This is a genomic window from Arthrobacter sp. B0316-1-20, assembly GCF_059091865.1.
The window spans coordinates 42,642-64,254 of sequence record NZ_JBNHHC010000026.1 but is presented as its reverse complement, the minus strand read 5'-3'; the positions used below and the strand labels follow the sequence as shown (position 1 = coordinate 64,254).

At 67.6% G+C, this 21,613-nt stretch carries 19 protein-coding genes and 1 pseudogene; 13 read left to right on the top strand and 7 right to left on the bottom strand.

The window, feature by feature from the left end; translation table 11 throughout:
* Window positions 1-77 precede the first annotated feature (77 nt).
* The 5 genes from AC5RW2_RS29845 to AC5RW2_RS29825 all read left to right on the top strand — a co-directional run bounded on the left by AC5RW2_RS29845 (window position 78) and on the right by AC5RW2_RS29825 (window position 5,060).
* Window positions 78-779: an FHA domain-containing protein gene (locus tag AC5RW2_RS29845; RefSeq protein ID WP_493952487.1), complete on the top strand. Its 702-nt coding sequence runs from the start codon at window positions 78-80 to the stop codon at window positions 777-779.
* A gap of 103 nt (window positions 780-882) precedes the next feature.
* Window positions 883-3,057 (top strand): NAD-dependent DNA ligase LigA, encoded by a 2,175-nt coding sequence (ligA, locus tag AC5RW2_RS29840; protein ID WP_493963964.1) that lies wholly within the window; start codon window positions 883-885, stop codon window positions 3,055-3,057.
* Window positions 3,054-3,545, top strand: coding sequence for a DUF2087 domain-containing protein (locus AC5RW2_RS29835; RefSeq protein WP_493963965.1), 492 nt, complete (start codon window positions 3,054-3,056; stop codon window positions 3,543-3,545). The genes ligA and AC5RW2_RS29835 overlap by 4 nt, the downstream gene beginning before the upstream one ends.
* Before the next feature lie 123 nt (window positions 3,546-3,668).
* Window positions 3,669-4,445, top strand: coding sequence for a hypothetical protein (locus AC5RW2_RS29830; protein WP_493963966.1), 777 nt, complete (start codon window positions 3,669-3,671; stop codon window positions 4,443-4,445).
* Window positions 4,446-4,562: 117 nt separating this feature from the next.
* Window positions 4,563-5,060 carry a GNAT family N-acetyltransferase gene (locus AC5RW2_RS29825; protein WP_493963967.1) on the top strand — a complete coding sequence of 166 codons (498 nt, stop codon included), beginning with the start codon at window positions 4,563-4,565 and terminating at the stop codon, window positions 5,058-5,060.
* A 38-nt stretch (window positions 5,061-5,098) separates the two neighbouring features.
* On the opposite strand, the gene AC5RW2_RS29820 is transcribed toward AC5RW2_RS29825, so the two are convergent.
* Window positions 5,099-6,205, bottom strand: a complete 1,107-nt coding sequence (locus tag AC5RW2_RS29820) for a metallophosphoesterase (RefSeq protein ID WP_493963968.1) — start codon at window positions 6,203-6,205, stop codon at window positions 5,099-5,101.
* Window positions 6,206-6,353: 148 nt separating this feature from the next.
* On the opposite strand from AC5RW2_RS29820, the gene gatC reads away from it, so the two are divergent.
* The 5 genes from gatC to AC5RW2_RS29795 all read left to right on the top strand — a co-directional run bounded on the left by gatC (window position 6,354) and on the right by AC5RW2_RS29795 (window position 11,351).
* Complete coding sequence (gene gatC, locus AC5RW2_RS29815) at window positions 6,354-6,650, top strand: Asp-tRNA(Asn)/Glu-tRNA(Gln) amidotransferase subunit GatC (RefSeq protein WP_493941692.1); 297 nt, start codon at window positions 6,354-6,356, stop codon at window positions 6,648-6,650.
* Between the two features lie 9 nt (window positions 6,651-6,659).
* Window positions 6,660-8,162, top strand: a complete 1,503-nt coding sequence (gene gatA, locus AC5RW2_RS29810) for an Asp-tRNA(Asn)/Glu-tRNA(Gln) amidotransferase subunit GatA (RefSeq protein ID WP_493963969.1) — start codon at window positions 6,660-6,662, stop codon at window positions 8,160-8,162.
* Window positions 8,163-9,674, top strand: a complete 1,512-nt coding sequence (gatB, locus tag AC5RW2_RS29805) for an Asp-tRNA(Asn)/Glu-tRNA(Gln) amidotransferase subunit GatB (protein WP_493952481.1) — start codon at window positions 8,163-8,165, stop codon at window positions 9,672-9,674. It begins immediately after the preceding gene.
* 344 nt (window positions 9,675-10,018) lie between these two features.
* Window positions 10,019-10,906, top strand: coding sequence for an aminoglycoside phosphotransferase family protein (locus AC5RW2_RS29800; RefSeq protein ID WP_493963970.1), 888 nt, complete (start codon window positions 10,019-10,021; stop codon window positions 10,904-10,906).
* A gap of 67 nt (window positions 10,907-10,973) precedes the next feature.
* A complete protein-coding gene (locus AC5RW2_RS29795; RefSeq protein ID WP_493963971.1) occupies window positions 10,974-11,351 on the top strand; it encodes a VOC family protein in 378 nt (125 codons plus the stop codon).
* A gap of 58 nt (window positions 11,352-11,409) precedes the next feature.
* On the opposite strand, the gene AC5RW2_RS29790 is transcribed toward AC5RW2_RS29795, so the two are convergent.
* From AC5RW2_RS29790 to AC5RW2_RS29775, 4 genes are all read right to left on the bottom strand, one after another.
* A complete protein-coding gene (locus AC5RW2_RS29790; protein ID WP_493963972.1) occupies window positions 11,410-11,853 on the bottom strand; it encodes a DUF779 domain-containing protein in 444 nt (147 codons plus the stop codon).
* 14 nt (window positions 11,854-11,867) lie between these two features.
* Window positions 11,868-13,391: an acetaldehyde dehydrogenase ExaC gene (exaC, locus tag AC5RW2_RS29785; protein ID WP_493957259.1), complete on the bottom strand. Its 1,524-nt coding sequence runs from the start codon at window positions 13,389-13,391 to the stop codon at window positions 11,868-11,870.
* Between the two features lie 106 nt (window positions 13,392-13,497).
* Entirely contained in the window at window positions 13,498-14,796 is a 1,299-nt protein-coding gene (locus tag AC5RW2_RS29780) for a helix-turn-helix domain-containing protein (protein ID WP_493963973.1), read from the bottom strand.
* Between the two features lie 173 nt (window positions 14,797-14,969).
* Window positions 14,970-16,175 (bottom strand): cytochrome P450, encoded by a 1,206-nt coding sequence (locus AC5RW2_RS29775; protein ID WP_493963974.1) that lies wholly within the window; start codon window positions 16,173-16,175, stop codon window positions 14,970-14,972.
* A gap of 183 nt (window positions 16,176-16,358) precedes the next feature.
* Between AC5RW2_RS29775 and tdh the strand changes: the two genes are divergently transcribed.
* The 3 genes and pseudogenes from tdh to AC5RW2_RS29760 form a co-directional block, all read left to right on the top strand.
* Complete coding sequence (tdh, locus tag AC5RW2_RS29770; protein ID WP_493952474.1) at window positions 16,359-17,405, top strand: L-threonine 3-dehydrogenase; 1,047 nt, start codon at window positions 16,359-16,361, stop codon at window positions 17,403-17,405.
* A 10-nt stretch (window positions 17,406-17,415) separates the two neighbouring features.
* Window positions 17,416-18,633: a glycine C-acetyltransferase gene (locus tag AC5RW2_RS29765; RefSeq protein WP_493963975.1), complete on the top strand. Its 1,218-nt coding sequence runs from the start codon at window positions 17,416-17,418 to the stop codon at window positions 18,631-18,633.
* Window positions 18,634-18,637: 4 nt separating this feature from the next.
* Window positions 18,638-18,829 (top strand): annotated as a pseudogene (locus AC5RW2_RS29760) (NAD(P)/FAD-dependent oxidoreductase); the annotation flags it as partial.
* A 20-nt stretch (window positions 18,830-18,849) separates the two neighbouring features.
* Here the strand turns inward: AC5RW2_RS29760 and AC5RW2_RS29755 are convergent.
* A complete protein-coding gene (locus tag AC5RW2_RS29755) occupies window positions 18,850-19,887 on the bottom strand; it encodes a sialate O-acetylesterase (protein WP_493963976.1) in 1,038 nt (345 codons plus the stop codon).
* A 105-nt stretch (window positions 19,888-19,992) separates the two neighbouring features.
* Window positions 19,993-21,573 (bottom strand): histidine ammonia-lyase, encoded by a 1,581-nt coding sequence (hutH, locus tag AC5RW2_RS29750; RefSeq protein ID WP_493963977.1) that lies wholly within the window; start codon window positions 21,571-21,573, stop codon window positions 19,993-19,995.
* Window positions 21,574-21,613 lie beyond the last annotated feature (40 nt).

Genomic DNA, 21,613 nt, shown 5'->3' with positions numbered 1-21,613 from the left:
AGAGTTAGAAGGCGGGTTCATGAAACGATCAACTCGCATCGACCCGTTCGGTCAACACAACACATAGGGGGCTACCGGTGGCGGATGTGAGCATTGAGTTCTGCGGGGAGTGGTATGAACCCAAGGACGACGACGTGTTCACCATTGGGCGCGAAGGCGATCTGGAGATCGACGACAATCCGTACCTGCACCGCAAGTTCCTGCAGATCGCCCATTACGACGACATCTGGTGGCTGGCCAACGTGGGATCGCTGATCTCGGCCACCGTCGCCGACTCCACCGGCGGCATGCAGGCCTGGCTGGCGCCGGGCGCACGGATCCCGCTGGTTTTCAGCTTGACGAACATCGTGTTCACCGCCGGCCCGACCACCTACGAGTTGTCCGTCCACGTCAAGACGCCGTCCTTCCGCCAGGAACACCGGGACACTGACGCGGTGGGGGAGACCACCATCGGCCCGGTGATCTTCACCGATTCGCAAAGGGCGCTGATCCTGGCCCTGGCCGAGCCGATGCTCAAGCGCGACGGCACCGGACTGAGTTCGATTCCGTCGTCCTCACAGGCGGCCGCCCGGCTGGGCTGGCCGCTGACCAAATTCAACCGCAAGTTGGACAATGTCTGCGACAAACTGGACCGCGTGGGCGTCGCCGGGCTGCGCGGCGGCGGCGGCAAGCTCGCCACCAACCGGCGGGCGCGGCTGGTCGAACACGCGGTGACCTCCCATCTGGTTACCGCAGCCGACCTGCCGCTGCTCGACCAACAGTTGGATGCCGAAGACTAAGCAGCACCGCCGCACCTGTTGCAGCCACCGGGGGCTACCGTTGCGCTGGGAGGCAGGCACCGCCGTCGTCGCCTGAACGGCACTCCTGGGGCAAGATAGTCAGGTGAGCACAGTCGAAACATCTGCCAATGAGATTCCCAGCGACGAGATCCGGGACGAATACGAGCAGCTGACCGAGAACGTCCGCAAGTACCGCTACGCGTACTACAACGAGGACGCCCCGCTGGTCTCGGACACCGAATTCGACGCGCTGTACCGGCGGCTGGAAGAAATCGAGGCGCTGCATCCGGAACTGGTGGCCAACGACTCGCCCACCCAGGAAGTCGGCGGCGAGGTTTCGGCCGCCTTCGCCCCGGTGGAGCACCTGCAGCGGATGTACTCGCTGGAGGACGTCTTCTCGCTGGACGAGCTCAAGGCCTGGGTGGACCGTGCCACCGCTTCCGTGGCGAACCTGGGCAACGGCCGCAAACTGCGCTGGCTCAGCGAAGTGAAGATCGACGGACTGGCCGTCAACCTGCTCTACCGCAACGGCGAACTGGTCCGGGCCGCCACCCGCGGCGACGGGACCACCGGCGAAGACATCACCCACAATGTGCTGACCATCGGGGACATCCCGCGCAAGCTGACCGGCAGCAACTTCCCAACCGAGGTGGAGATCCGCGGCGAAATCTTCATCCCCACCAAAGACTTCCTGGCCCTGAACGAACGGATGGTGGAGGCCGGCAAGGCCCCGTTCGCCAACCCGCGCAACTCAGCGGCCGGCTCGCTTCGCCAGAAAGACCCGAAGGTGACGGCGGAGCGGCCGCTGCACATGTTTGTCCACGGGATCGGCGCCCGCGAAGGCCTCGCCGCGGAAAGCCAATCGGATACCTACGAGCTGCTGAGCGGCTGGGGGCTGCCCACCAGTCCCTACTTCAAAGTGGTGGACAGCTTTGAGGACGTGCTCGACTTCATCGAGCATTACGGCGAGCACCGGCACGACCTGCTGCACGAGATCGACGGCATTGTGGTCAAGGTGGACGATTTCGGCCTGCAGCGCGCGCTCGGCCACACATCCCGGGTGCCGCGCTGGTCGGTGGCGTACAAATATCCGCCGGAAGAGGTCCACACCAAGCTGCTGGATATCCGGGTGAACGTGGGCCGCACCGGCCGGGTCACCCCGTACGGCGTGATGGAGCCGGTGAAGGTTGCCGGTTCTACGGTGGAAATGGCCACCCTGCACAACCAGGATGTGGTCAAGGCCAAAGGCGTGAAGATCGGCGACATCGTGGTGCTGCGCAAGGCCGGCGACGTAATCCCGGAGATCGTCGGCCCGGTCATGGCGCTGCGCGAGGCGCAGGATCCGCCGGTGCGCGACTTCGTGATGCCCACCGACTGCCCCTCCTGCGGCACGCCGCTGGCGCCCGGCAAGGAGGGCGACGTCGATCTGCGCTGCCCGAATGCCAAGTCCTGCCCCGCGCAGTTGACCGAGCGGGTGGCCCATTTAGCCGGCCGCGGCGCCTTCGACATCGAGGCGCTGGGCTATGAGGCAGCGCTGGCGCTGACCCGCCCGGCCGAACCCGAGCAGGCCCCGCTCACCAACGAGGCCGGGATCTTCAGCCTCAAGCCCGAGGACCTGGCCGACGTGCGAATCCGGCGCGAGAAGAAAACCAAGGGTGTGCTAACCGGCGAGACCGAGCTGGTGCCCTACTTCTACACCAAGGGCACCGCCAAGAAGCCTTCAGTTCCCACGGCCAACACCAGGAAGCTCTTCGAGGAGCTGGAGAAGGCCAAGACCCAGCCGCTCTGGCGCGTTCTGGTGGCTTTGTCCATCCGGCACGTGGGTCCCACCGCTTCCCGCGCCCTGGCCACGGCCTTCGGGTCGATGGACGCTATCCGGGCCGCCAGCGAGGACCAGCTGGCGCACGTGGACGGGGTGGGCCCCACCATCGCGGCGGCGCTGAAAGAGTGGTTCGCCGAGGACTGGCATGCCGGGATTGTCGACGCCTGGGCCGCAGCGGGAGTGCGGATGGCCGACGAGGTGGATGAGAGCACCCCGCGCACGCTGGAGGGGATGACCGTGGTGGTGACCGGCACGTTGCCGAACTTCAGCCGCGACGAGGCCAAGGAAGCGATCATCATCCGCGGCGGCAAGGCTTCCGGATCCGTTTCAAAGAACACCAGCTATGTGGTGGCCGGCGAGAACGCCGGAACCAAACTGGACAAGGCCGAATCCCTCGGCTTGCCTGTCCTGGACGAGGACGGGTTCCGCCGATTGCTGGAAACCGGCACAGCATGACGGGGGAGCGGCCGGCCGCAGACGTCAGCTGGCAGCGGATCCTCTCCACGCTGGCCAGTCATCGGCTGCGCACACTCTACGCGGCCGTGGTGCTGGCCCAGCAGCCCGAAATGACCGCCAAGGAACGGCAGAAGCTGCTCGCGTCCGGCCTGGTGATGGACGACGGCGGTGCCCTCACCGTTGCTCCGGACGTCTTCAAGGCAGCGCTGGCGGCGGCGCGGACGCCGGGACCCATCGGTCCGGAACGCTTCCTCGCCGGTGGGCTGGTGGTGTTGCCGCACCGAGCGGCCGACCGGCTGGAACTCTTGGGCTACCTCCGCGACCGCGTCATCGCGGCCGGAGAAACGCTGACTGAAAAGGAATTAAACGCCAGGCTGGCCGCGTTCACTGAAGACGTGCCGATGCTCCGGCGCGCCATGGTGGACTACGGGTTCCTGGTCCGCGAGCCGGACGGCAGCGCCTACCGCCGGGCGGCTGCGACCGGTTGACTGGCTTGTCGACGACGGTCCCCGCGTCAGGCCGTCGCCGCGCGACTCGCGGCGTGGGCCCAACCGGAAATGTAGACGTGACTCGCATCACCGGCCATGGGAGCATGGATGTGTGGAGCGGCCATGAACGAGTTTTTCGCCGATGGTTTTCCCTGGTGGTTCATCTGGGTTGGCTTCGCCGTGGTCTCCGGCATGGGACAGCATGCCAAACGCACCAAGCGCCAGCAGGCCGGGAACCGGGCCGGGGGCCAGCGCCGGGAAACGGCTTGGTCGGAAGCGGCCCGGCGCGAGTCGGAGCGGCGGCATGCTGCCGCTGCCGCCCAAGAGCAGCGGCTGCGCGATACCGAGAAGCTGATGGCGGACCATCACGCGGTCAACGTCCGCTGGCTGGACTATGAGCTGGATGTAGCGAAACTGATCGACTATCCGATGATGTCCGACGTGCGTGAACCGCTGACCGTGGCCTTCCTGCGCGCCAAACGGACCGCCGACGGGCTGCTGCCGGTCACTGCGGCGGAAATCGCCACCGACGAGCGGCTGCGTGAATACCGGGAGGCTGTCCGCGCCTTTGAGGTCGCCTTCGACATTGCCGAACGCGAGGCCCGCCGGATCCGCGACCAACATTTCACCGGCCCGGAACGGCTGCGGCTGAATACCGCCCGACGGCTGCTGACCATTGCGGTGGACCGGGCTGCCACACCGGCCGAGCGGCAACTGGCCTACGTGCGGGCGCGCAAGGAACTGGACGGGCTGTTGGCCCTGCCCGCCGAGGCGCTTGCAGCCCTGCAGCGGCAGGTGCATCCCGAATTGCTGCCGAAGCCTGACCCGCCGGCCGGTCCGCGGCGCGGCGACCACCCGGAGCAACGGCCTGGTCCCGTCGCCGATCCCCAGCCCGGCTGACCGGACAAACAACAGCATTGGCGTGCACCGCCCGAGGTGCGGGAAACTGGTGAGGCAAGCACCGCCGTCGTGTTTTCCCCTCATCCCTGACTTCCAGCTAGGACGCCCTTTACTTCCATGCAGATCACCATCCGCCCTGCCACCACTGCTGATTACGACGACGTGGCGCGCCTGACGCGCGAGGCATACCTGGCCGCGGGCCATTTTCCGGCAGCCGACCACCCGTACCTGGTGCACATCTCCGATGTGGCGCACCGGGCCGCACATGCCGAGATCTGGGTGGCCGAGCGCGGCGGAGAAGTGGCCGGCGCGGTGACGCTGGCGCTCGCCGGCGGCGAATATGCGGACATCGCCCGGGAAGGCGAGCTGGAGTTTCGGATGCTGGCGGTCGATCCGGGGCTGCAGCGCTCAGGCGTCGGGAGGGCACTGGTGGAGGCGATCGTGGAACATGCCCGCACCCTGGAGGGGATTGACACGGTGAGCCTGACCACCGGCAGCGACTGGACCGCGGCGCACCGGCTGTACGAATCGCTGGGATTCGACCGCTTGCCAGAGCGGGATTGGCCGGTGCCCGGAACGGATATCCGGCTGCTGGTCTTCGCCAAGCGGCTTTAGGCTGCCGCACGCCGCCCGCAGCCCGGAACGATGCGGGCTCAGCGCTGGCTCAGAGTGAAGGAATCGACGAAGGTCCCGCCGCCGACACGGACGAACTGTGCCCGGAGCGAATCGTCGGCCACTTGGATCTCCAGAAACCCATGAGTGGGCTCCACATTCCTCCCGGAGTACGCCGCGAAGTACGGCGCCTCGACATCTGACGCGTTGACATCGCGCAGCGGCCGCCCGCCGGTGCCGACCGTCGCGAAGACTGTGCCGGCGCCGGCCTCGAAGTCGGCGTCGGTATCGGAAACGCAGGCGCCGTTGCTGTGCGCCGGCAGCAGTGACGGGCAGCCAGGGCTTATGGCCAGTTGATGGGTGCGCTGGTAAAGGTGCTCATGGCCGTGCAGCACCAGGTCCACCTTTCGGTCCAGCAGCAGATCCGTCAGGTCAGGACCCGGCTCGCAGTCGTAGCGGCCCAGAGTGTGGCAGGGCGTGTGCGAGGCAACCACCACCCACGGAATGTCCGTGGCCCGGGCGTAGTCTATGGCAGTGGCGGTCCAGTCGTAATGCTGGTCTCCGGGCAGGTAATCCCATCGGCCGGAATCGGCATAATGCAAGCCCGGCGAAATCATCACCAACCGCAACACAGGATCGTGCTGCGGGATGTCCACGAACCATTCCCGCCCGTAGACGCCGTTGATGCCGGGCAAGCGGGGAGGAAGGCAGCGCGCGAAGGCGTCGATCGAACCGTTCCGGCCGTCGCTCTCGTGGTTTCCGGAGAGCAACTGCAGGGGAACATCACGCCCCAGTCGTTCGGTGACGAAACTGCACCAAGCCGATTCGGCACCCGGCTTTCCGTAGGACAGGTCTCCGAGCGCTAGGCCGAACTGGGCTCTGCTTCCCGCCATCGCTTCCAGGACCTCAGCGGCAGCCTCTCCGTCGCCGAAGTCCCCGGCCACCGCGAATGTCACCGTCCTGCCGGAGGGTGGGCTTGACTGGGCGGAGGGGGATGCGCTTTCCGGATCCGAGCCGAGGGCCGACGGGACCGGCGTACTCCGGCCGGTGGCCGGCGATGCCGGGGCCGCGGAGTCTTGCGGGAGGCTGCCGCAGCACGAGAGCAGCAAAGCGGCGAGGGCCGCCGCAACCAATCGAGCTGAACGCATGGGGCCTCCTCGCCGGGGATGGGGCGCAATTCCACGTGCTGGCGAGCAGTCTAACGTCTCCACCGTTTCCTCCGCTTCTGTGGGAATTCCAGACCGTCCTGCGCCGGTAGACTGAACAGGAAAAGCAATCCATCCGCGTAGGAGACTCATGTCTGAGATCAATCGTGCGGCGGTGGCGCATCTGGCGCGCCTGGCCCACATTGAGATGACCGCCGAAGAACTGGACAAGATGGCCGGCGAACTCGACGTTATTGTCGATTCCATTAAGTCCGTCCAGGAAGTTGCCCGGCCCGACGTGCCGGCGACGTCGCACCCGATCCCGCTGGCCAACGTGTTCCGCGAAGATGTCGTGGGCGAGACCTTGAGCCAGGAACTGGCCTTGGCGAACGCACCGGACGCGGCCGATGGCCGGTTCAAGGTTCCGGCCATCCTGGACGAGGAGTAGGACGCACCGATGAGTGAATTAATTACCAACAGCGCAGCGAAGCTGGCTGAACTGCTGGCCGCATCAGAGGTGTCGTCGACCGAGGTCACCCAGGCACACCTGGACCGCATTGCCGCCGTCGACGGCGACGTCAACGCATTCCTGCATGTGAACACCGATGAGGCGCTCGCCGTCGCAGCCGAGGTGGACAAGGCCCGAGCCGCCGGCGAAGAGCTGCACGCCCTGGCCGGTGTCCCGATCGCGATCAAGGACCTGATCGTTACCGTGGGCCAGCCCACCACCGCCGGCTCGAAGATGCTCGAGGGCTGGATGAGCCCGTACGACGCCACCGTGATTCAGAAAATCCGGGCGGCGCGGATGCCGATGCTGGGCAAGACCAACCTGGACGAATTCGCGATGGGCTCCTCCACCGAGCACTCCGCCTTCGGCCCCACCCGCAACCCCTGGGACCTGGAGCGCATCCCCGGTGGCTCCGGCGGCGGTTCCGCGGCGGCGGTAACGGCGTTCGAGGCCCCGCTGGCGCTGGGCACGGACACCGGCGGATCGATCCGGCAACCGGCCGCGGTAACCGGGTCGGTGGGCGTGAAGCCGACCTATGGCGGAGTTTCCCGCTACGGCGCCATCGCGATGGCCTCGTCACTGGACCAGATCGGGCCGGTAACCCGGACCGTGCTGGACGCTGCGCTGCTGCACGAGGTCATCGGCGGGCACGACCCGGCCGACTCCACCTCGCTGACCGATCCGGTGGGTGCCCTGGTCGAGGCCGCCCGGAACGGCGATGTGCGCGGCATGCGCATCGGCGTGATCAAGGAACTGCAGGGCGAAGGCTACTCCGCCGGCGTGCAGGCCCGCTTCGACGAGGCACTGGAGTTGCTGCGCGGCGCCGGCGCCGACGTGGTGGAAGTGTCCTGCCCGAACTTCAAGTACGCGCTGGGCGCCTACTACCTGGTGATGCCCTCGGAGGCCTCCTCCAACCTGGCCAAGTACGACGGCGTCCGCTTCGGGCACCGGGTGCTGCCGGAAGACGGCGCGATGACTATCGAGCGCGTGATGGGCGCCACCCGCGCGGCCGGCTTCGGTGACGAGGTCAAGCGCCGCATTATCCTGGGGACCTACGCCTTGTCCGCCGGCTATTACGACGCCTACTACGGCTCGGCGCAGAAGGTCCGCACCCTGGTGCAGCGCGATTTCGCCGCAGCTTTCGAAGCCGCGGACGTGCTGATCTCGCCGACCGCGCCGACCACGGCCTTCAAGCTGGGCGAAAAGCTGGACGATCCGATGGCGATGTACCTCAACGACGTGGCCACCATTCCGGCGAACCTGGCCGGTGTTCCGGGCATTTCAGTGCCCGGCGGCCTGGCCGACGGACTGCCGGTGGGCATTCAGTTCCTGGCTCCGGCCCGTGAAGATGCCCGCCTGTACCGTGCCGGCGCCGGCCTCGAAAACCTGTTGGAAGCCACGTGGGGTGGCCCGCTGCTGGCCCAGGCTCCCGCTCTCGGAGGTGTGAAGTAAATGGCTGAAACTCAAGAACTGGTCGCCTTCGACGAGGCGATGGAGAAGTACGATCCGGTCCTCGGCTTCGAGGTCCACGTTGAGCTGAACACGAAAACGAAAATGTTCTCGGCCGCTCCGAACGCGTTCGGCGATGTGCCGAACACGAACGTGTCCCCGGTGGACCTTGGCCTGCCCGGCGTGCTGCCGGTGATCAACAAGTCGGCCGTGGAATACTCGATCATGATCGGGCTGGCCCTGAACTGCAAGATCGCCGAGTCGTGCTTCTTCGCCCGGAAGAACTACTTCTACCCGGATACCCCGAAGAACTTCCAGACGTCCCAGTATGAGGACCCGATCTGCTACGACGGTTACTTGGATATCGAGCTCGAAGACGGCGAAGTGTTCCGCGTGGAGATCGAACGGGCCCACATGGAAGAGGACGCCGGAAAGCTCACCCACATGGGCGGTGCCACCGGACGCATCCAGGGCGCCGAGTACTCGCTGGTGGACTACAACCGCGCCGGAGTGCCGCTGGTGGAGATCGTGACCAAGCCGATTGTCGGCGCCGGCTCCCGTGCTCCGGAACTGGCCCGCGCTTACGTGGCCGCCGTCCGCGAGATCGTCAAGAACCTGGGCGTCTCGGATGCCCGGATGGAACGCGGCAACGTCCGCTGCGATGCCAACGTGTCCCTGATGCCGAAGGGCGCCCAGCAGTTCGGCACCCGCTCCGAGACCAAGAACGTGAACTCGCTTCGTGCGGTCGAACGTGCGGTCTATTTCGAAATCCAGCGCCATGCCGCTGTGTTGGAATCCGGGCAGAAGGTTGTCCAGGAGACCCGTCACTGGCACGAGGACACCCGGTCCACCACATCCGGCCGGCCGAAGTCGGACGCCGACGACTACCGTTATTTCCCGGAGCCGGATCTGGTGCCCGTCGTCACCACCGAAGAGTGGATCGAGGAACTGCGTGCCCGGCTGCCGGAGCCGCCGGCCGAACGGCGCAAGCGGCTGAAGGCCGACTGGGGCTACTCAGATGCCGAGTTCCGCGACGTCGTCAACGCCGGCGTGATGGATTCGATCGAGGAGACCATCGCCGCCGGTGCCTCCGCGGCAGTGGCCCGCAAGTGGTGGATGGGCGAGATTTCCCGCCGTGCCAAGGAAGCCGAGGTTGAACCGTCGGAGTTGGGCGTGAGCCCGCAGACGGTGGTCGAACTGGACCGTTTGGTGCAGGCCGGCAAGATCAACGACAAACTGGCCCGCCAGGTGCTTGACGGTGTGCTCGCCGGCGAAGGCAGCCCGGAAGAGGTTGTGGAGAAGCGCGGCCTGGCCGTGGTTTCCGACGATTCGGCGCTGCTTGAAGCGATCGACGCGGCGCTGGTTGCCCAGCCGGAGGTGGCGGAGAAGATCCGTGGCGGCAAGGTCCAGGCTGCCGGAGCCATCGTCGGGGGAGTCATGAAGGCGACCCGCGGACAGGCCGACGCCGGCCGCGTGCGCGAGCTCATCTTCGAACGCCTCGGCGTTCAGGGTTAGTCGGGGGAGAACAAGTGCTCGCCTTTGCTCGGAGCTCTACCGGCACCGATATCGGCCCGGTTCCCCAGCGCGTCGTCCGAACACGCCGGGGCACGTCCGCCGGCACCGATATTGGACTGACGCCGCTGACCTAGCGGTTCCACAGGCCACAACCTGATGTCGACAACGCCCCTGCCGTTACCGGCGGGGGCGTTGTCTGTGCAGCAGGCGAGTGAGCAGGCGTGTCCGGCTGGCCCCGGATGCTTCCGGATGATCTGATGGAAGTCCCCGCATCAGATCGGCAGGCACGCGATCGGCGGCGCCGCTGGCGGGGCTCTGCCTCACGATTAAAGGAAATGGAACAGATGGCCTTGATGCCCGCTGCGGAGATCGACATCACCAACGACCTGGTGCAGCGGTTGCTATCCGACCAGTTTCCGGATCTGGCCCGGCAACCGCTGGTTCGGGTGGCCAACGGGTGGGACAACGTCACGTTCAAACTCGGCGGCGAGCTGGCCATCCGGCTGCCGCGCCGCGAGGCAGCCGCGGAGCTGCTGGTGAACGAGCAGCAGTGGCTGCCGTTGCTGGCCCCGGGGCTGCCGGTCGCCGTGCCCGCCCCGGTGCGCTGCGGCAAGCCGTCGTCGTACTATCCCTGGTCCTGGTCGGTGGTGGCGTGGCTTGAGGGCAGGGCCGCCTGGCGCCTCCGTGCGGAGGAACGGCGCTCGCTGGCCCCCGGGTTGGCCGCGTTCGTAGCTACACTGCACGTGCCTGCGCCGTCCGGCGCGCCGGTGAATCCGGTCCGCGGCGTGCCGCTGGCCTCGCGCAGCGCAGCCGTCCTGCAGCGGTTGGATTCGGGTGCGGTCCCGCAGGCCGAGCGCGTCGCAGCGCTGTGGCGTCAGCTGTCGGCCATGCCGGCCTGGGACGGGCCTGCGCTATGGCTGCACGGCGACCTCCACCCGGGCAACCTGGTGGTGGAGGGTACCCGGCTGGCGGGCGTGATCGACTTCGGCGACATTACAGCGGGTGATCCCGCCACTGACCTGGCCGCCGCCTGGCTGGTGTTCGATGCCGTGGGACGCAGGGAATTCATCGCCGCGGTGGAATCGCGCACCGATGTGACGCCGGAGAGCTGGCAGCGCGGCCGCGGTTGGGCGTTAGCCATGGCGACGGCGCTGCTGACCTCCTCCGACGACAACCGGTTGTTGCGCTCCGTGGGGGAGCGGGCACTGGCCGAGGTGCTGTCCGGCAACTAGTCGCCGCGCCAATGCCGCAGTAGCATGACCGGACTGCCCAACAGCTTGGCGGAACAGAGGAGACGCGATGCTCGGAACCGGAGGGCTGCGGCTGCACGCCACGGTTTTGGGCGGCCCCGATCCATTGGCCCTGGCGGACTTCTACGGCCGGCTTCTGGGCTGGGACGTTCGCACCAGGGAGCCGGACTGGGTCACGTTGGCCAATCCAAGTGGAGGTCCCGGCCTGTCCTTCCAGCTGGAAGAGGACTACCGTCGGCCGGTCTGGCCCGAAGAACCTGGCCGGCAACAGATGCTGATGCACCTGGACTTTCTGGTCGATGACTTGGCCAGTGCCTGCGACCACGCGGAAGCAGCCGGCGCCGAGCTGGCGGCCTTTCAGCCGCAGGACGACGTCCGCGTTTTCTTCGACCCGGCAGGCCATCCGTTCTGCCTCTTCGAAAACTAGGAACGCTCGGCCACCCACGCCAAAGTGGGCGACCGAGCGCCGAGGACGCCCGACTAACTCATCCGTCGAACAGTCGGGAGCGGATCAGGAAGCGCTTGCCCTCCGGCGCCTCCACCGAGAACCCGCTGCCGCGCCCGTCCACCACGTCCACGGTCAGGTGCGTGTGCTTCCAGTACGCGAACTGTTCCCGCGACATCCAGAAGTCAAGGCTTCCGCGGTCCGGAAGCTCGAACGTTCCCAGCAGCACGTCCGCGTCTGCCGTGAGGAATTCGCCCGCCGGATAGCACATCGGCGACGACCCATCGCAGCAGCCTCCGGATTGGTGGAACATCAAAGGCCCGTGGGTCTCCCAAAGTTTCTGCAGCAACCCGACGGCCGGACCGGTCAGCGCTACCCGGGAAAAGTCCTCCCCGGGCAGCGCTGCCGCGGCCTCGAGCGCCGTCTCGTGTTCGGCAGCGGGAGGGGCAGATGCACCCGGCCGCTGCGGTGAAGCAGACGCCATGACCGAACCTGTCTCTAGAAGAAGCCGAGCTTGTTCTCGTTGTAGCTGACCAGCAGGTTCTTGGTCTGCTGGTAGTGGTCCAGCATCATCGCGTGGTTTTCGCGGCCAATCCCGGAGGACTTGTAGCCGCCGAACGCCGCCCCCGCCGGGTAGGCGTGGTAATTGTTCACCCACACCCGGCCGGCCTGGATTTCGCGGCCGGCCCGGTAGGCCACGTTGCCGTTGCGGCTCCACACCCCGGCGCCCAGCCCGTAGAGGGTGTCGTTCGCGATCTCCAGGGCCTCCTCGTAGTCACCAAACCGGGTCACGGAGACGACCGGTCCGAAGATCTCCTCCTGGAAGATGCGCATGCTGTTGTCGCCCTCGAAGATGGTCGGCTTCACGTAGTAGCCCTCGGCCAGGTCCCCGTCCAGAATGTTGCGTCCGCCGCCGGTCAGGACCTTCGCCCCCTCCTGCTTGCCGATGTCCATGTAGGACAAGATCTTCTCCAGCTGGTCGTTGGAGGCCTGCGCACCGATCTGGGTGTCCGTGTCCAGCGGATTGCCCTGGATGATCGCCTCGGTCCGGGCCAGCGCGTCGGCCATGAACGAGTCGTAGATGGAATCCTGCACCAGCGCCCTGGACGGACAGGTGCAGACTTCACCCTGGTTGAACGCGAACAGCGTAAAGCCCTCCAGCGCCTTGTCGTAGAACGCGTCGTTCTCGGAAGCCACGTCGGAGAAGAAGATGTTCGGGCTCTTCCCGCCCAGCTCCAGTGTCACCGGGATCAGGTTTTGGGATGCGTACTGGCTGATCAGCCGGCCGGTGGTGGTCTCGCCGGTGAAGGCGATCTTGCGGATCCGCGGGCTGGAAGCGAGCGGCTTGCCGGCCTCCACACCGAAACCGTTGACCACGTTGACCACGCCGGCCGGCAGGATGTCCGCGATCAGCTCCATCAGCACCAGGATGGACGCAGGGGTCTGCTCCGCAGGCTTAAGCACGACGGCGTTGCCCGCCGCGAGCGCGGGCGCCAGCTTCCAGGTGGCCATCAGGATGGGGAAATTCCACGGAATGATCTGGCCGACCACGCCCAGCGGCTCGTGGTAGTGGTAGGCGGTGGTGTCGTCGTCGAGCTGGGAGAGCCGGCCCTCCTGGGCGCGGATGGCGGAGGCGAAATAGCGGAAGTGGTCGGCGGCCAGCGGGATATCGGCCGCCAGCGTCTCGCGCACGGCCTTGCCGTTGTCCCAGGTTTCCGCCACGGCCAGCAGTTCGAGGTTCTCCTCGATCCGGTCGGCGATCCGGTTCAGCACCGCTGCCCGGTCCGCCACCGAGGTCTTGCCCCAGGACGGCGCCGCCTTGTGCGCGGCATCCAGGGCCAGGTCGATGTCTTCGGCGGTCCCGCGTGCCACCTCGCAGAACGGCTTGCCGGTCACGGGGGAGATGTTCTCAAAGTACTGGTTCTTCACCGGGGCGACCCATTCGCCGCCGATCCAGTTCTCGTAGCGTTGCTTGAAGCTGACCGGTGATCCCTCGGTTCCGGGCTGGGCGTAAACAGTCATGTTGACTCCTTCGGCTTCGGTTCCGGACCGCACTGATCCGGCAGACTGCACTGTCTGTGGTGATGAGCCTAGGGGAGACAAGGTTGCATCGAGGTTGCACCGGGCGTCATGGCCGGTCAGCCGCCCCGGACTCCAACTGCTCCAAGCGGGCGACGACGCCGGCCCGCCGCGGTGAGCGCGGCGGCAGGAGGCGGAGCGCCGCGTGCCAGGCATCGCCGTCGTCCTTCGCTTCGGGAAGCTCAAGGTAGCGCAGCACCGTTTCCGGCGAGGCACTGCTGAGCACCGACTCGCGCAGCGTAGCGCTGACGTGGTGGCGGAAATCGATGATGCCCGGCGCCTCGGACGCCGGAATGATCTGGCCCTGGTAAAGATCGAGGGCCTGGCGGTAGGAGCCGCGGGCCAAGCACTGCAGGGCCCGCTGCGCGTCGACGGCCAGCGGCTGCCGCAGGCGGTAGGGCCGTGATTCGGGGACCGCGGCCGGGCTGATGCCGGCCAGCAGTTTGCGCAGCCGGACCATCTCGGCCCGGAGAGTTGCGCCGCGGGCATGCGGGTTGAGCTGGTCGGCCAGCTGCTCGGCCGTCAGGCCGGCCGGGTGCAGGGCCATCAGAGTGAGGATCTCGGTGTGCCGCTGAGACAATTCGATCCGCCGCCCGGCCAGCTCCAACATGCCATGGTCCCGGCCGGTGATGGTGAGGCCGGCGGGCTGTTGTCTGGCCCGGCGGCTGGGCGCCGCCTGCAGGCGGATGATCCGCAGCTCGGCCTCGGCCGCAGCCACCGCCGCCCGGACCAACGAGAGCGTATGTGGAGCGGCGGCTTCCTCCCGGCCGGTCAGATCGACCACGCCGAGAACCGCGCCGGAATCGGGATCATGGATGGGGACGGCGGTACAGCTCCAGGAATGGACCGCCCTGCTGAAGTGTTCGGCGCCGGCGATCTGCACCCCGTGTCCCAGGGCGAGGGCAGTGCCGGGGGCGCTGGTGCCCACGGATGCCTCGGACCAGTCGGTGCCCGGCATGAACATCATGCCCTCCGCGCGTTCCCTGAGCTGGGTGTCTCCGTCCACCCAGAGCAGGCGCCCGTGCTGGTCCCCAACGGCCACCAGCATGCCCGCATCCTGGCTGGGTTCCACCAGCAGCCGGCTGAAGACAGGCATGATGGCGGCCAACGGATGGTCCCGGCGGAAGGCGTCCAGCTCATCGTCGGCCAGGACCAGCCGCGCCAACGCGCGGTCCGGGTCAGTGGCATGCCGCAAGGACCGTTGCCACGAGTCGCGGACCACTGGGCGCAGGCCGCCGAGGCTCAGGTTTTCGCCACCGCCGATCAGCCCATCCGGATAGAGCCCTTCGTGGGCCTCGTAGGCCCGGTCCTGCACGGGTCGGGACGCTGGCTGGGCAGAGTGCGGCACTGGAGATCCCCCTTGTACCGGATCACTGCCACGGATCTGTGGCAGGAGTCACAGTGTAGCCTGCGCTGGTCGGGGCGATCCACCGTGCCGGGCGCCCGCTCCGGGACAGCGTCTGGCCCGGCGGGAGGCCGCAGCGACGACGAGGTGGGCGTCGGCGCGGCGGGCGCGAAGGCTCAGGCCGGCAGCAGTCGCAAGGGCAACGAGGCGTAGCCCTTGAGCGTGTTGTGCAGGTATGGGACCGGTTCGCCGGTGAGTTCGATCCGCTCCACGTTGTGGGCCAGCCAGGTCAGCACAACGTGCATCTCCAGCCGGGTGATCGGCTGGCCAACGCAGCGGTGGATCCCGTTGCCGAAGGCGATCATGCCGGCGGCGTCGCGCTCAATCCGAAAGACGTCCGCATCCGGCCCGAACTGGTCCTCGTCCCGGTTGGCCGAGCCCAAGAACAGGGCCAGCTTGCTGCCGGCCGCCAGGCTGACCCCGGCGATTTCGGTGTCAGCGGACGTGGTCCGGTAGAAGGACTGGAACGGCGACTCGAAGCGCAGCACCTCGTTGATGGCCAGCGACACCATCTGCGGGTTTTTGCGCAGGATGCGCCACTGTTCCGGATGCTCGGCAAAGAGCTTGAGGGCGTTTCCGATGCCGATCACGGTGGTATCGAGACCCGCGGACAGCAGGGCCCTTACCACCAGCGGTGCCATCTCTGCCGGCAGTTCGCCGCGGTCCACGTACTGCCACAATTGTTCGCCCATGCCGCCGGGGCTGAGGTTTTCCCGCCGCGTCCGGTCCATCACCCACTCGGGTGTCCCGGCACCTTGTTCGAAGTAGTAGCGGTGGCGTGCGTTTTCCGGGCCGAAGTGGCTGAAGTTCATCGCGCCATGGGTCAGCAGGTTCGCCTCGCGGCCCTCCCGCGGGATGCCCACGGCGTCGCCGAACGCCCGGAGCGGGAACACTTCGGCCAGGTCTTTGATCCCGTCGATCGAACCGCGCTCCAGCAGCCCCGGCAGCAACTGGCCGGCATAGGCTTCGAATCCGGACCGCAGCGCGCGCGTTCCCTTGGGCGAGATCACTCCGGCCATGGCGTCCCGCATCAGCGTGTGCCGCGGCGGGTCGGACTCGAGGATGCCCTGTGGCCGCCAGTTCGGTTCCTTGAGCAGGTCCTTGGGTCCCACACCGGCGGCGGAGATGAAGGTCCGGTGGTCGGCGAGGATGTCGCGGCACTCGGCGTAGCGCGCGAAGGCCGGCACCTGGTACTTCTCCAGCCAGACCGCCGGGCCGGCTGCGCGCATCCGGCTGAACAGGCTGTACGGTTCGGCCAGCACATCGTCCGAGTACGGGTCGTCGGCGATCGCCGGAAGGATCTGGTGCGTAGTGGTTGCCACAGGCAGGTCTCGCTCACGTCGAAGGGAAGAAGTGCTTGCCAGCAAAGCTACCGCCCCGTGCGCCGGGCGGACAGTGTGACGCGCTCCACATCTCCGAAACTCTTCCGTAGAGTTTCCCTAGTGACCCGGGCCACCGCCCGGGCGGCCGCGTGCTCCCGGCCGGACCGAGCGAAAGGACAACGCGTGAAGGCGCTCTTCAAGTCCGGCCCGCAGGCCGGCTTTGAGCTGGTGGACCGGCCCGAACCGGAACCCGGTTTCGGCGAGGTCAAGATCAAAGTCATGACCACCGGCATCTGCGGCACCGATTTGCACATCCAGGCGTGGGACGACTGGGCAGCGGGCGCGGTGAACACTCCGCTGATTCCCGGTCACGAGTTCTATGGCGAAGTCGTGGCCGCGGGCCCGGGCGTGCGGGATGTGCAGATCGGGGACCGGGTCTCGGGCGAGGGGCACATCGTCTGCGGCACCTGCCGCAACTGCAGGGCCGGCCGGCGGCAGATGTGCATCCGCACGGTCAGCGTGGGGGTGCAGCGGGACGGCGCCTTTGCCGAGTATGTGGTGATACCGGAAACCAACGTCTGGGTGCACTCCGATCCGGCCGTCACGCCGGAACTGGGCGCCATCTTCGACCCGTTCGGCAATGCCGTCCACACCGCCCTGAGCTTCCCGCTGGTCGGTGAAGACGTCCTGATCACCGGGGCCGGACCCATCGGGCTGATGGCGATTGCCGTGGTCCGCCACGCGGGAGCGCGCAAGATCGCCGTCACCGATGTGTCCGCGCCGCGGCTGCAGTTGGCCAAACAGATGGGCGCCGACATGGTGGTTGATGTCAGCCAGACCCGGCTGGCGGAGGCACAGCGCCAGCTGGATCTGGCCGAGGGCTTCGACATCGGACTGGAGATGTCCGGCCGCGCCTCTGCGCTGCGGGCGATGATCGACAACATGACCCACGGCGGCCGGATCGCCCTGCTGGGGCTGCCGGCCGAGGACATCAGCATCGACTGGGCCAAGGTGATCACCCACATGCTCACGCTCAAGGGCATCTATGGCCGCGAAATGTTCGAAACCTGGTACGCGATGAGCGCCATGCTTTCGTCCAGTCCCACACTGCACGCGGCGATTTCCTCGGTGATCACGGACGTGCTCCCCGCCGCCGAGTGGGAGCGCGGGTTCGAGACCGCGCGGCACGGCGAAGGCGGCAAAGTGGTCCTCGACTGGACCCGGTTCTAGGGAGGCAAGCATGTACGGAGCACTCAAGGAGCAGCTGACAGCCGAGCTGGACGAGATCCGCGATGCCGGACTGTTCAAGGCAGAGCGCCGCATCACCACACCGCAGTCCAGCCACATTGCAGCGGGCCCGGCGGGCGGATCCACCCGCGACGTGCTGAATTTCTGTGCGAACAACTATCTGGGCCTGGCCGACCATCCGGAGATCATCGCCGCCGCGAAGGCCGCGATGGACGAACGCGGGTTCGGCATGGCCAGCGTTCGGTTCATCTGCGGCACGCAGGACCTGCACCTGCAGCTGGAACAGGCGGTGTCCCGCTTCCTCGGAACCGAGGACACCATTCTGTTTTCGTCCTGTTTCGACGCCAACGGCGGGGTCTTCGAGTCCCTGTTTGGTCCCGACGATGCCATTATTTCCGACGCGCTGAACCACGCCTCGATCATCGACGGCATCCGGCTGTCCAAGGCGGCGCGCTTGCGCTACGCGAACCGGGACATGGCCGAACTCGAAGCCCGGTTGCAGGAAGCCGCGCAACTGAATGACGGCGCGGGCGCCAGACGGACGGTCGTGGTCACCGACGGCGTCTTCTCCATGGACGGCTACCTGGCCCCGCTGGAACAAATCTGCGAACTGGCCGGGACGTACGGAGCACTGGTGATGGTGGACGACTCGCACGCCGTCGGCTTCATGGGGGCCAGCGGTGCGGGCACGCCGGAACATGCAGGCGTGTCGGACAAGGTGGACATCTACACCGGCACCTTCGGCAAAGCCCTGGGCGGCGCGTCCGGCGGCTACGTCTCCGGACGCCGCGAGATCGTCGCCATGCTCCGGCAGAAGGCCCGGCCGTACCTGTTCTCCAACTCGGTGGCCCCGGCCATCGTGGCGGCCACGCTGAAGGCGCTGGAGCTGGTGGGCGGTTCGGCCGAGCTACGGTCCCGGCTGCAGGACAACACCGCGCTGTTCCGGCGCCGGATGGCGGAGGAAGGCTTCGACCTGCTGGAAGGCGTTCACCCGATTGTCCCGGTGATGTTCCACGACGCAGTCCTCGCCGGCCGGACGGCCGAGGCCATGCTGGACCACGGCGTGTACGTCACCGCCTTCAGCTACCCGGTGGTTCCCAAGGGTGCGGCGCGGATCCGTGTGCAACTGTCGGCGGCCCACACGGCGGAGGATATCGAAGCCTGCGTCGCCGCGTTCGTCGCCTCCCGGCGTGCGGTTCAGCCGGCATGAGCCCGATCAGCTGCCGGCGGTGGGCTTCGATCCCGAGGCCCGAGGCTTTTTCTGGCTGGCCGGGCAGGGCTGTTACGGCTTCCAGACCTCCGCCGGAATCGCCGAGCTCGCGGCGGGGCTGATTCTGGGAGAGCACGACGGCGCCGGTGACGTTCCCGCTGCGCTCAGCCCCCGCCGTCGTACTTTGCCGCTGTAGAAGGACGCGCCGGGGCGCTGCTAGACAGGCTGTCCGGCGGCCTCGGCCTCTAAAGCGCCGTAGAAGCGCAGTCCCAGTTCCCGGGCCCCGGCGGCGTTGTAGTGGATCTGTCCTTCGTCCTGGCCGGCGCCGGAGGGGCCCTCGACGAACGCCGTCTTCGGCCGGAGCGAGGGGATGGCACGGTGGGCGGCATCGATGCCGCGGCGTCCCGGATCGCTGGGGAGCCACTCCGGCACCATGCCGCCGATCAGGAACGGCGCCGGCCCCAGGGCCTCGCGGACCAGGTCGATGATCTGCAGCAGCTTGGCCTGGTACCAGGCCTGGGAGGAACCCAACACGGCGTCCGCCTCGCCTTGGTGCCAGAGGACCGCGGCCAGGCGGTTGTGTGGGTTCAGTGCCAGCGCGCGTTGGCCGGCCTCCAGTGCGCGATGGAACAGATTGGTCCGCGCTCTGGTGTTGTCCGGGTCCCAGGAGTAGTCCGGGTTGCCGGTGATGGACGTGCCGCCCAGGGCCGCGGGCACCAGCAGCACTTTGCGGCCGGCCGGCTGGGCCAGCCACAGCTGGCGGGCGAATTCGAGCCCGGGGCCGATGGCGGGCCGGCCCTCCACCCGCACGCTGGCGACGTGGCAGAGCGGTTCGCTGGCGGTGATGACCTGCCCGGTCCGGGGACCGGAAGCAGCCAGCTGGTCGATGCCGTCCAACTCCACATCGATTGCGGGGTCAAAAGGCAGGCCGCAGCCCTGCATGTTGGACTGGCCCAGCAGCAGGACCACGTCGTAACCTGCCTGCCGGGGGTCGATCCGCCCGTTCGGGCTGGCTTTCGCCGCCGGAGTGGCCGTCGGGGCCAGGAGCTGGACCAGCGCTCGGTGGGTGGCCGACGTCGGGTCGAGGACTAGCCGGGCGAGCTGCTCGTCGCCGGGCACGGCATCCGGCCGGCCCGCCGCTGCCGCACCAGCCGTACCGAGGACCCCGGCGCCGATTCCGGCGGCGAGGACAGGGACGGTTCGTTGCAGCAGCTTTCGGCGGCTGGGCCGGGCCTCGGGTATCTCGGCGCCCATGCGGCAGGTCCTTCTCCGGCGCCGGCCCCCAATGTTCCCGACGTTGGTTCCGGCCCGGCGATCCGGAACCAACGTATTTCCGGCACCAGTGTAGTGCCGTTCGGGTCAGTTCAGTGCGCTGCCCGCGGCCTGCTCAACGGCGGCCAGCAGCACGCCGCTGTCCACCAGCACGCGGACGGCCTCGATCTCCGGGGAGAGATAGCGGTCCGTGCCCGGTCCTGCCACTACGGTGCGGATTTCACGGCGCACGGCGGTGACCGCCGGTGCGGACTTGGATGAATCCACGCCGCCGTCGCGCATGTCCAGGGCGCGGGCGCTGGTGAGCAGTTCGATGGCCAGCACCCGGGTCAGGCCGTCCAAGGCGCGCCGCAGCTTCAGGCCGGCGGACCAGCCCATCGAGACGTGGTCTTCCTGCATGGCGGAGGACGGGATGGAGTCCACCGACGCGGGATTGGCCAGCCGCTTGAGCTCGCTGACAATCCCGGCCTGGGTGTACTGGGCGATCATGTGCCCGGAGTCCACGCCCGGATCGTCGGCCAGGAAGGCGTTGAGCCCGTGGCTGCGGGCGCTGTCCAGGAAGCGGTCGGTGCGCCGTTCGCTCATCGAGGCGAGGTCGGCGACGGCAATGGCCAGGAAATCCAGCGCGTAGCCGACCGGAGCGCCATGGAAGTTGCCGTTGGACTCCACCCTGCCGTCCGCCGTAACCACCGGATTATCGACGGCGGAGGACAGTTCGTAGCCGGCCACCGATTCCACGTGGGCCAGAGTGGCGCGGGCTGCGCCGTGCACCTGCGGGGCGCAGCGCAGCGAGTACGCATCCTGGACCCGGGTGAACCGGTGCTGCCCGTGCTTCTGTTCCTCAATCAGGGTGGATCCGGCGAGCACCGCGCGCATATTGGCGGCGGCGGCAATCTGGCCGGGATGTGGCCGGAGCGCGTGCAGGTCCTCGGCCAGCACCGCGTCGGTGCCCAGCAAACCTTCAATGCTCATGGCGGCGGCGAGGTCGGCCGTCTTGAGCAGCCGGTGCAGGTCCGCCGAGGCCATGATGAGCATGCCCAGCATCCCGTCGGTGCCGTTGATCAGCGCCAGGCCTTCCTTCTCGCGCAGTTCCACCGGCTCCAGCCCGGCGGCCGCCAGCGCGTCGGCCGCAGGCACCAGTTCGCCGTCGTTGTTGCGGACCTGTCCTTCGCCCATCAGGGCGAGCGCGCAATGGGCCAGCGGAGCCAGGTCCCCGGAGCAGCCCAGGGACCCGTATTCGCCGACCACGGGAGTGATGCCGGCATTGAGGATCCCGGCATATGCCTGGGCCACCAGGGGGCGGACGCCGGTGCGGCCGGTGGCCATGGTGGACAGCCGGTTAAGCATCAGGCCGCGGATCACTTCCCGGTCCACTTCGGCGCCGGAGGATGCCGCGTGGCTGCGGATCAGGCTGCGCTGCAGCTGCGTGCGCAGCTCCACCGGGATCTGTTTGGTGGCCAGGGCGCCGAACCCGGTGCTGACGCCGTAGTGCGGCACGTCGTCGTCCACCAATGCCTCAATGACCTTTCGTGAGGAGGCCATCGCCGCGAGCGACTCCTCGCTGAGTTCCACGGCGGCGCCGTGACGGGCGACGGCGACGACGTCGGCGGGGGAGAGGGGTCCGACGGAGACGGGGACGGTATCGGTCTGGAGCTGGGACTGGGACATGGTGCCTTTCGGGCTGTAACGGTCTGGGAGGGTGCGGGCG

What these genes read in the sequence shown, in the direction of transcription:
- AC5RW2_RS29755 (WP_493963976.1), bottom strand. Translation starts at nt 19,887, where the DNA reads ATGGGCGCCGAGATACCCGAGGCCCGGCCCAGCCGCCGAAAGCTGCTG.
- AC5RW2_RS29820 (WP_493963968.1), bottom strand. Translation starts at nt 6,205, where the DNA reads ATGCGTTCAGCTCGATTGGTTGCGGCGGCCCTCGCCGCTTTGCTGCTC.
- AC5RW2_RS29790 (WP_493963972.1), bottom strand. Translation starts at nt 11,853, where the DNA reads ATGGCGTCTGCTTCACCGCAGCGGCCGGGTGCATCTGCCCCTCCCGCT.
- hutH (WP_493963977.1), bottom strand. Translation starts at nt 21,573, where the DNA reads ATGTCCCAGTCCCAGCTCCAGACCGATACCGTCCCCGTCTCCGTCGGA.
- AC5RW2_RS29830 (WP_493963966.1), top strand. Translation starts at nt 3,669, where the DNA reads ATGAACGAGTTTTTCGCCGATGGTTTTCCCTGGTGGTTCATCTGGGTT.
- gatB (WP_493952481.1), top strand. Translation starts at nt 8,163, where the DNA reads ATGGCTGAAACTCAAGAACTGGTCGCCTTCGACGAGGCGATGGAGAAG.
- exaC (WP_493957259.1), bottom strand. Translation starts at nt 13,391, where the DNA reads ATGACTGTTTACGCCCAGCCCGGAACCGAGGGATCACCGGTCAGCTTC.
- AC5RW2_RS29835 (WP_493963965.1), top strand. Translation starts at nt 3,054, where the DNA reads ATGACGGGGGAGCGGCCGGCCGCAGACGTCAGCTGGCAGCGGATCCTC.
- AC5RW2_RS29800 (WP_493963970.1), top strand. Translation starts at nt 10,019, where the DNA reads ATGGCCTTGATGCCCGCTGCGGAGATCGACATCACCAACGACCTGGTG.
- gatC (WP_493941692.1), top strand. Translation starts at nt 6,354, where the DNA reads ATGTCTGAGATCAATCGTGCGGCGGTGGCGCATCTGGCGCGCCTGGCC.
- AC5RW2_RS29765 (WP_493963975.1), top strand. Translation starts at nt 17,416, where the DNA reads ATGTACGGAGCACTCAAGGAGCAGCTGACAGCCGAGCTGGACGAGATC.
- AC5RW2_RS29825 (WP_493963967.1), top strand. Translation starts at nt 4,563, where the DNA reads ATGCAGATCACCATCCGCCCTGCCACCACTGCTGATTACGACGACGTG.
- AC5RW2_RS29795 (WP_493963971.1), top strand. Translation starts at nt 10,974, where the DNA reads ATGCTCGGAACCGGAGGGCTGCGGCTGCACGCCACGGTTTTGGGCGGC.
- gatA (WP_493963969.1), top strand. Translation starts at nt 6,660, where the DNA reads ATGAGTGAATTAATTACCAACAGCGCAGCGAAGCTGGCTGAACTGCTG.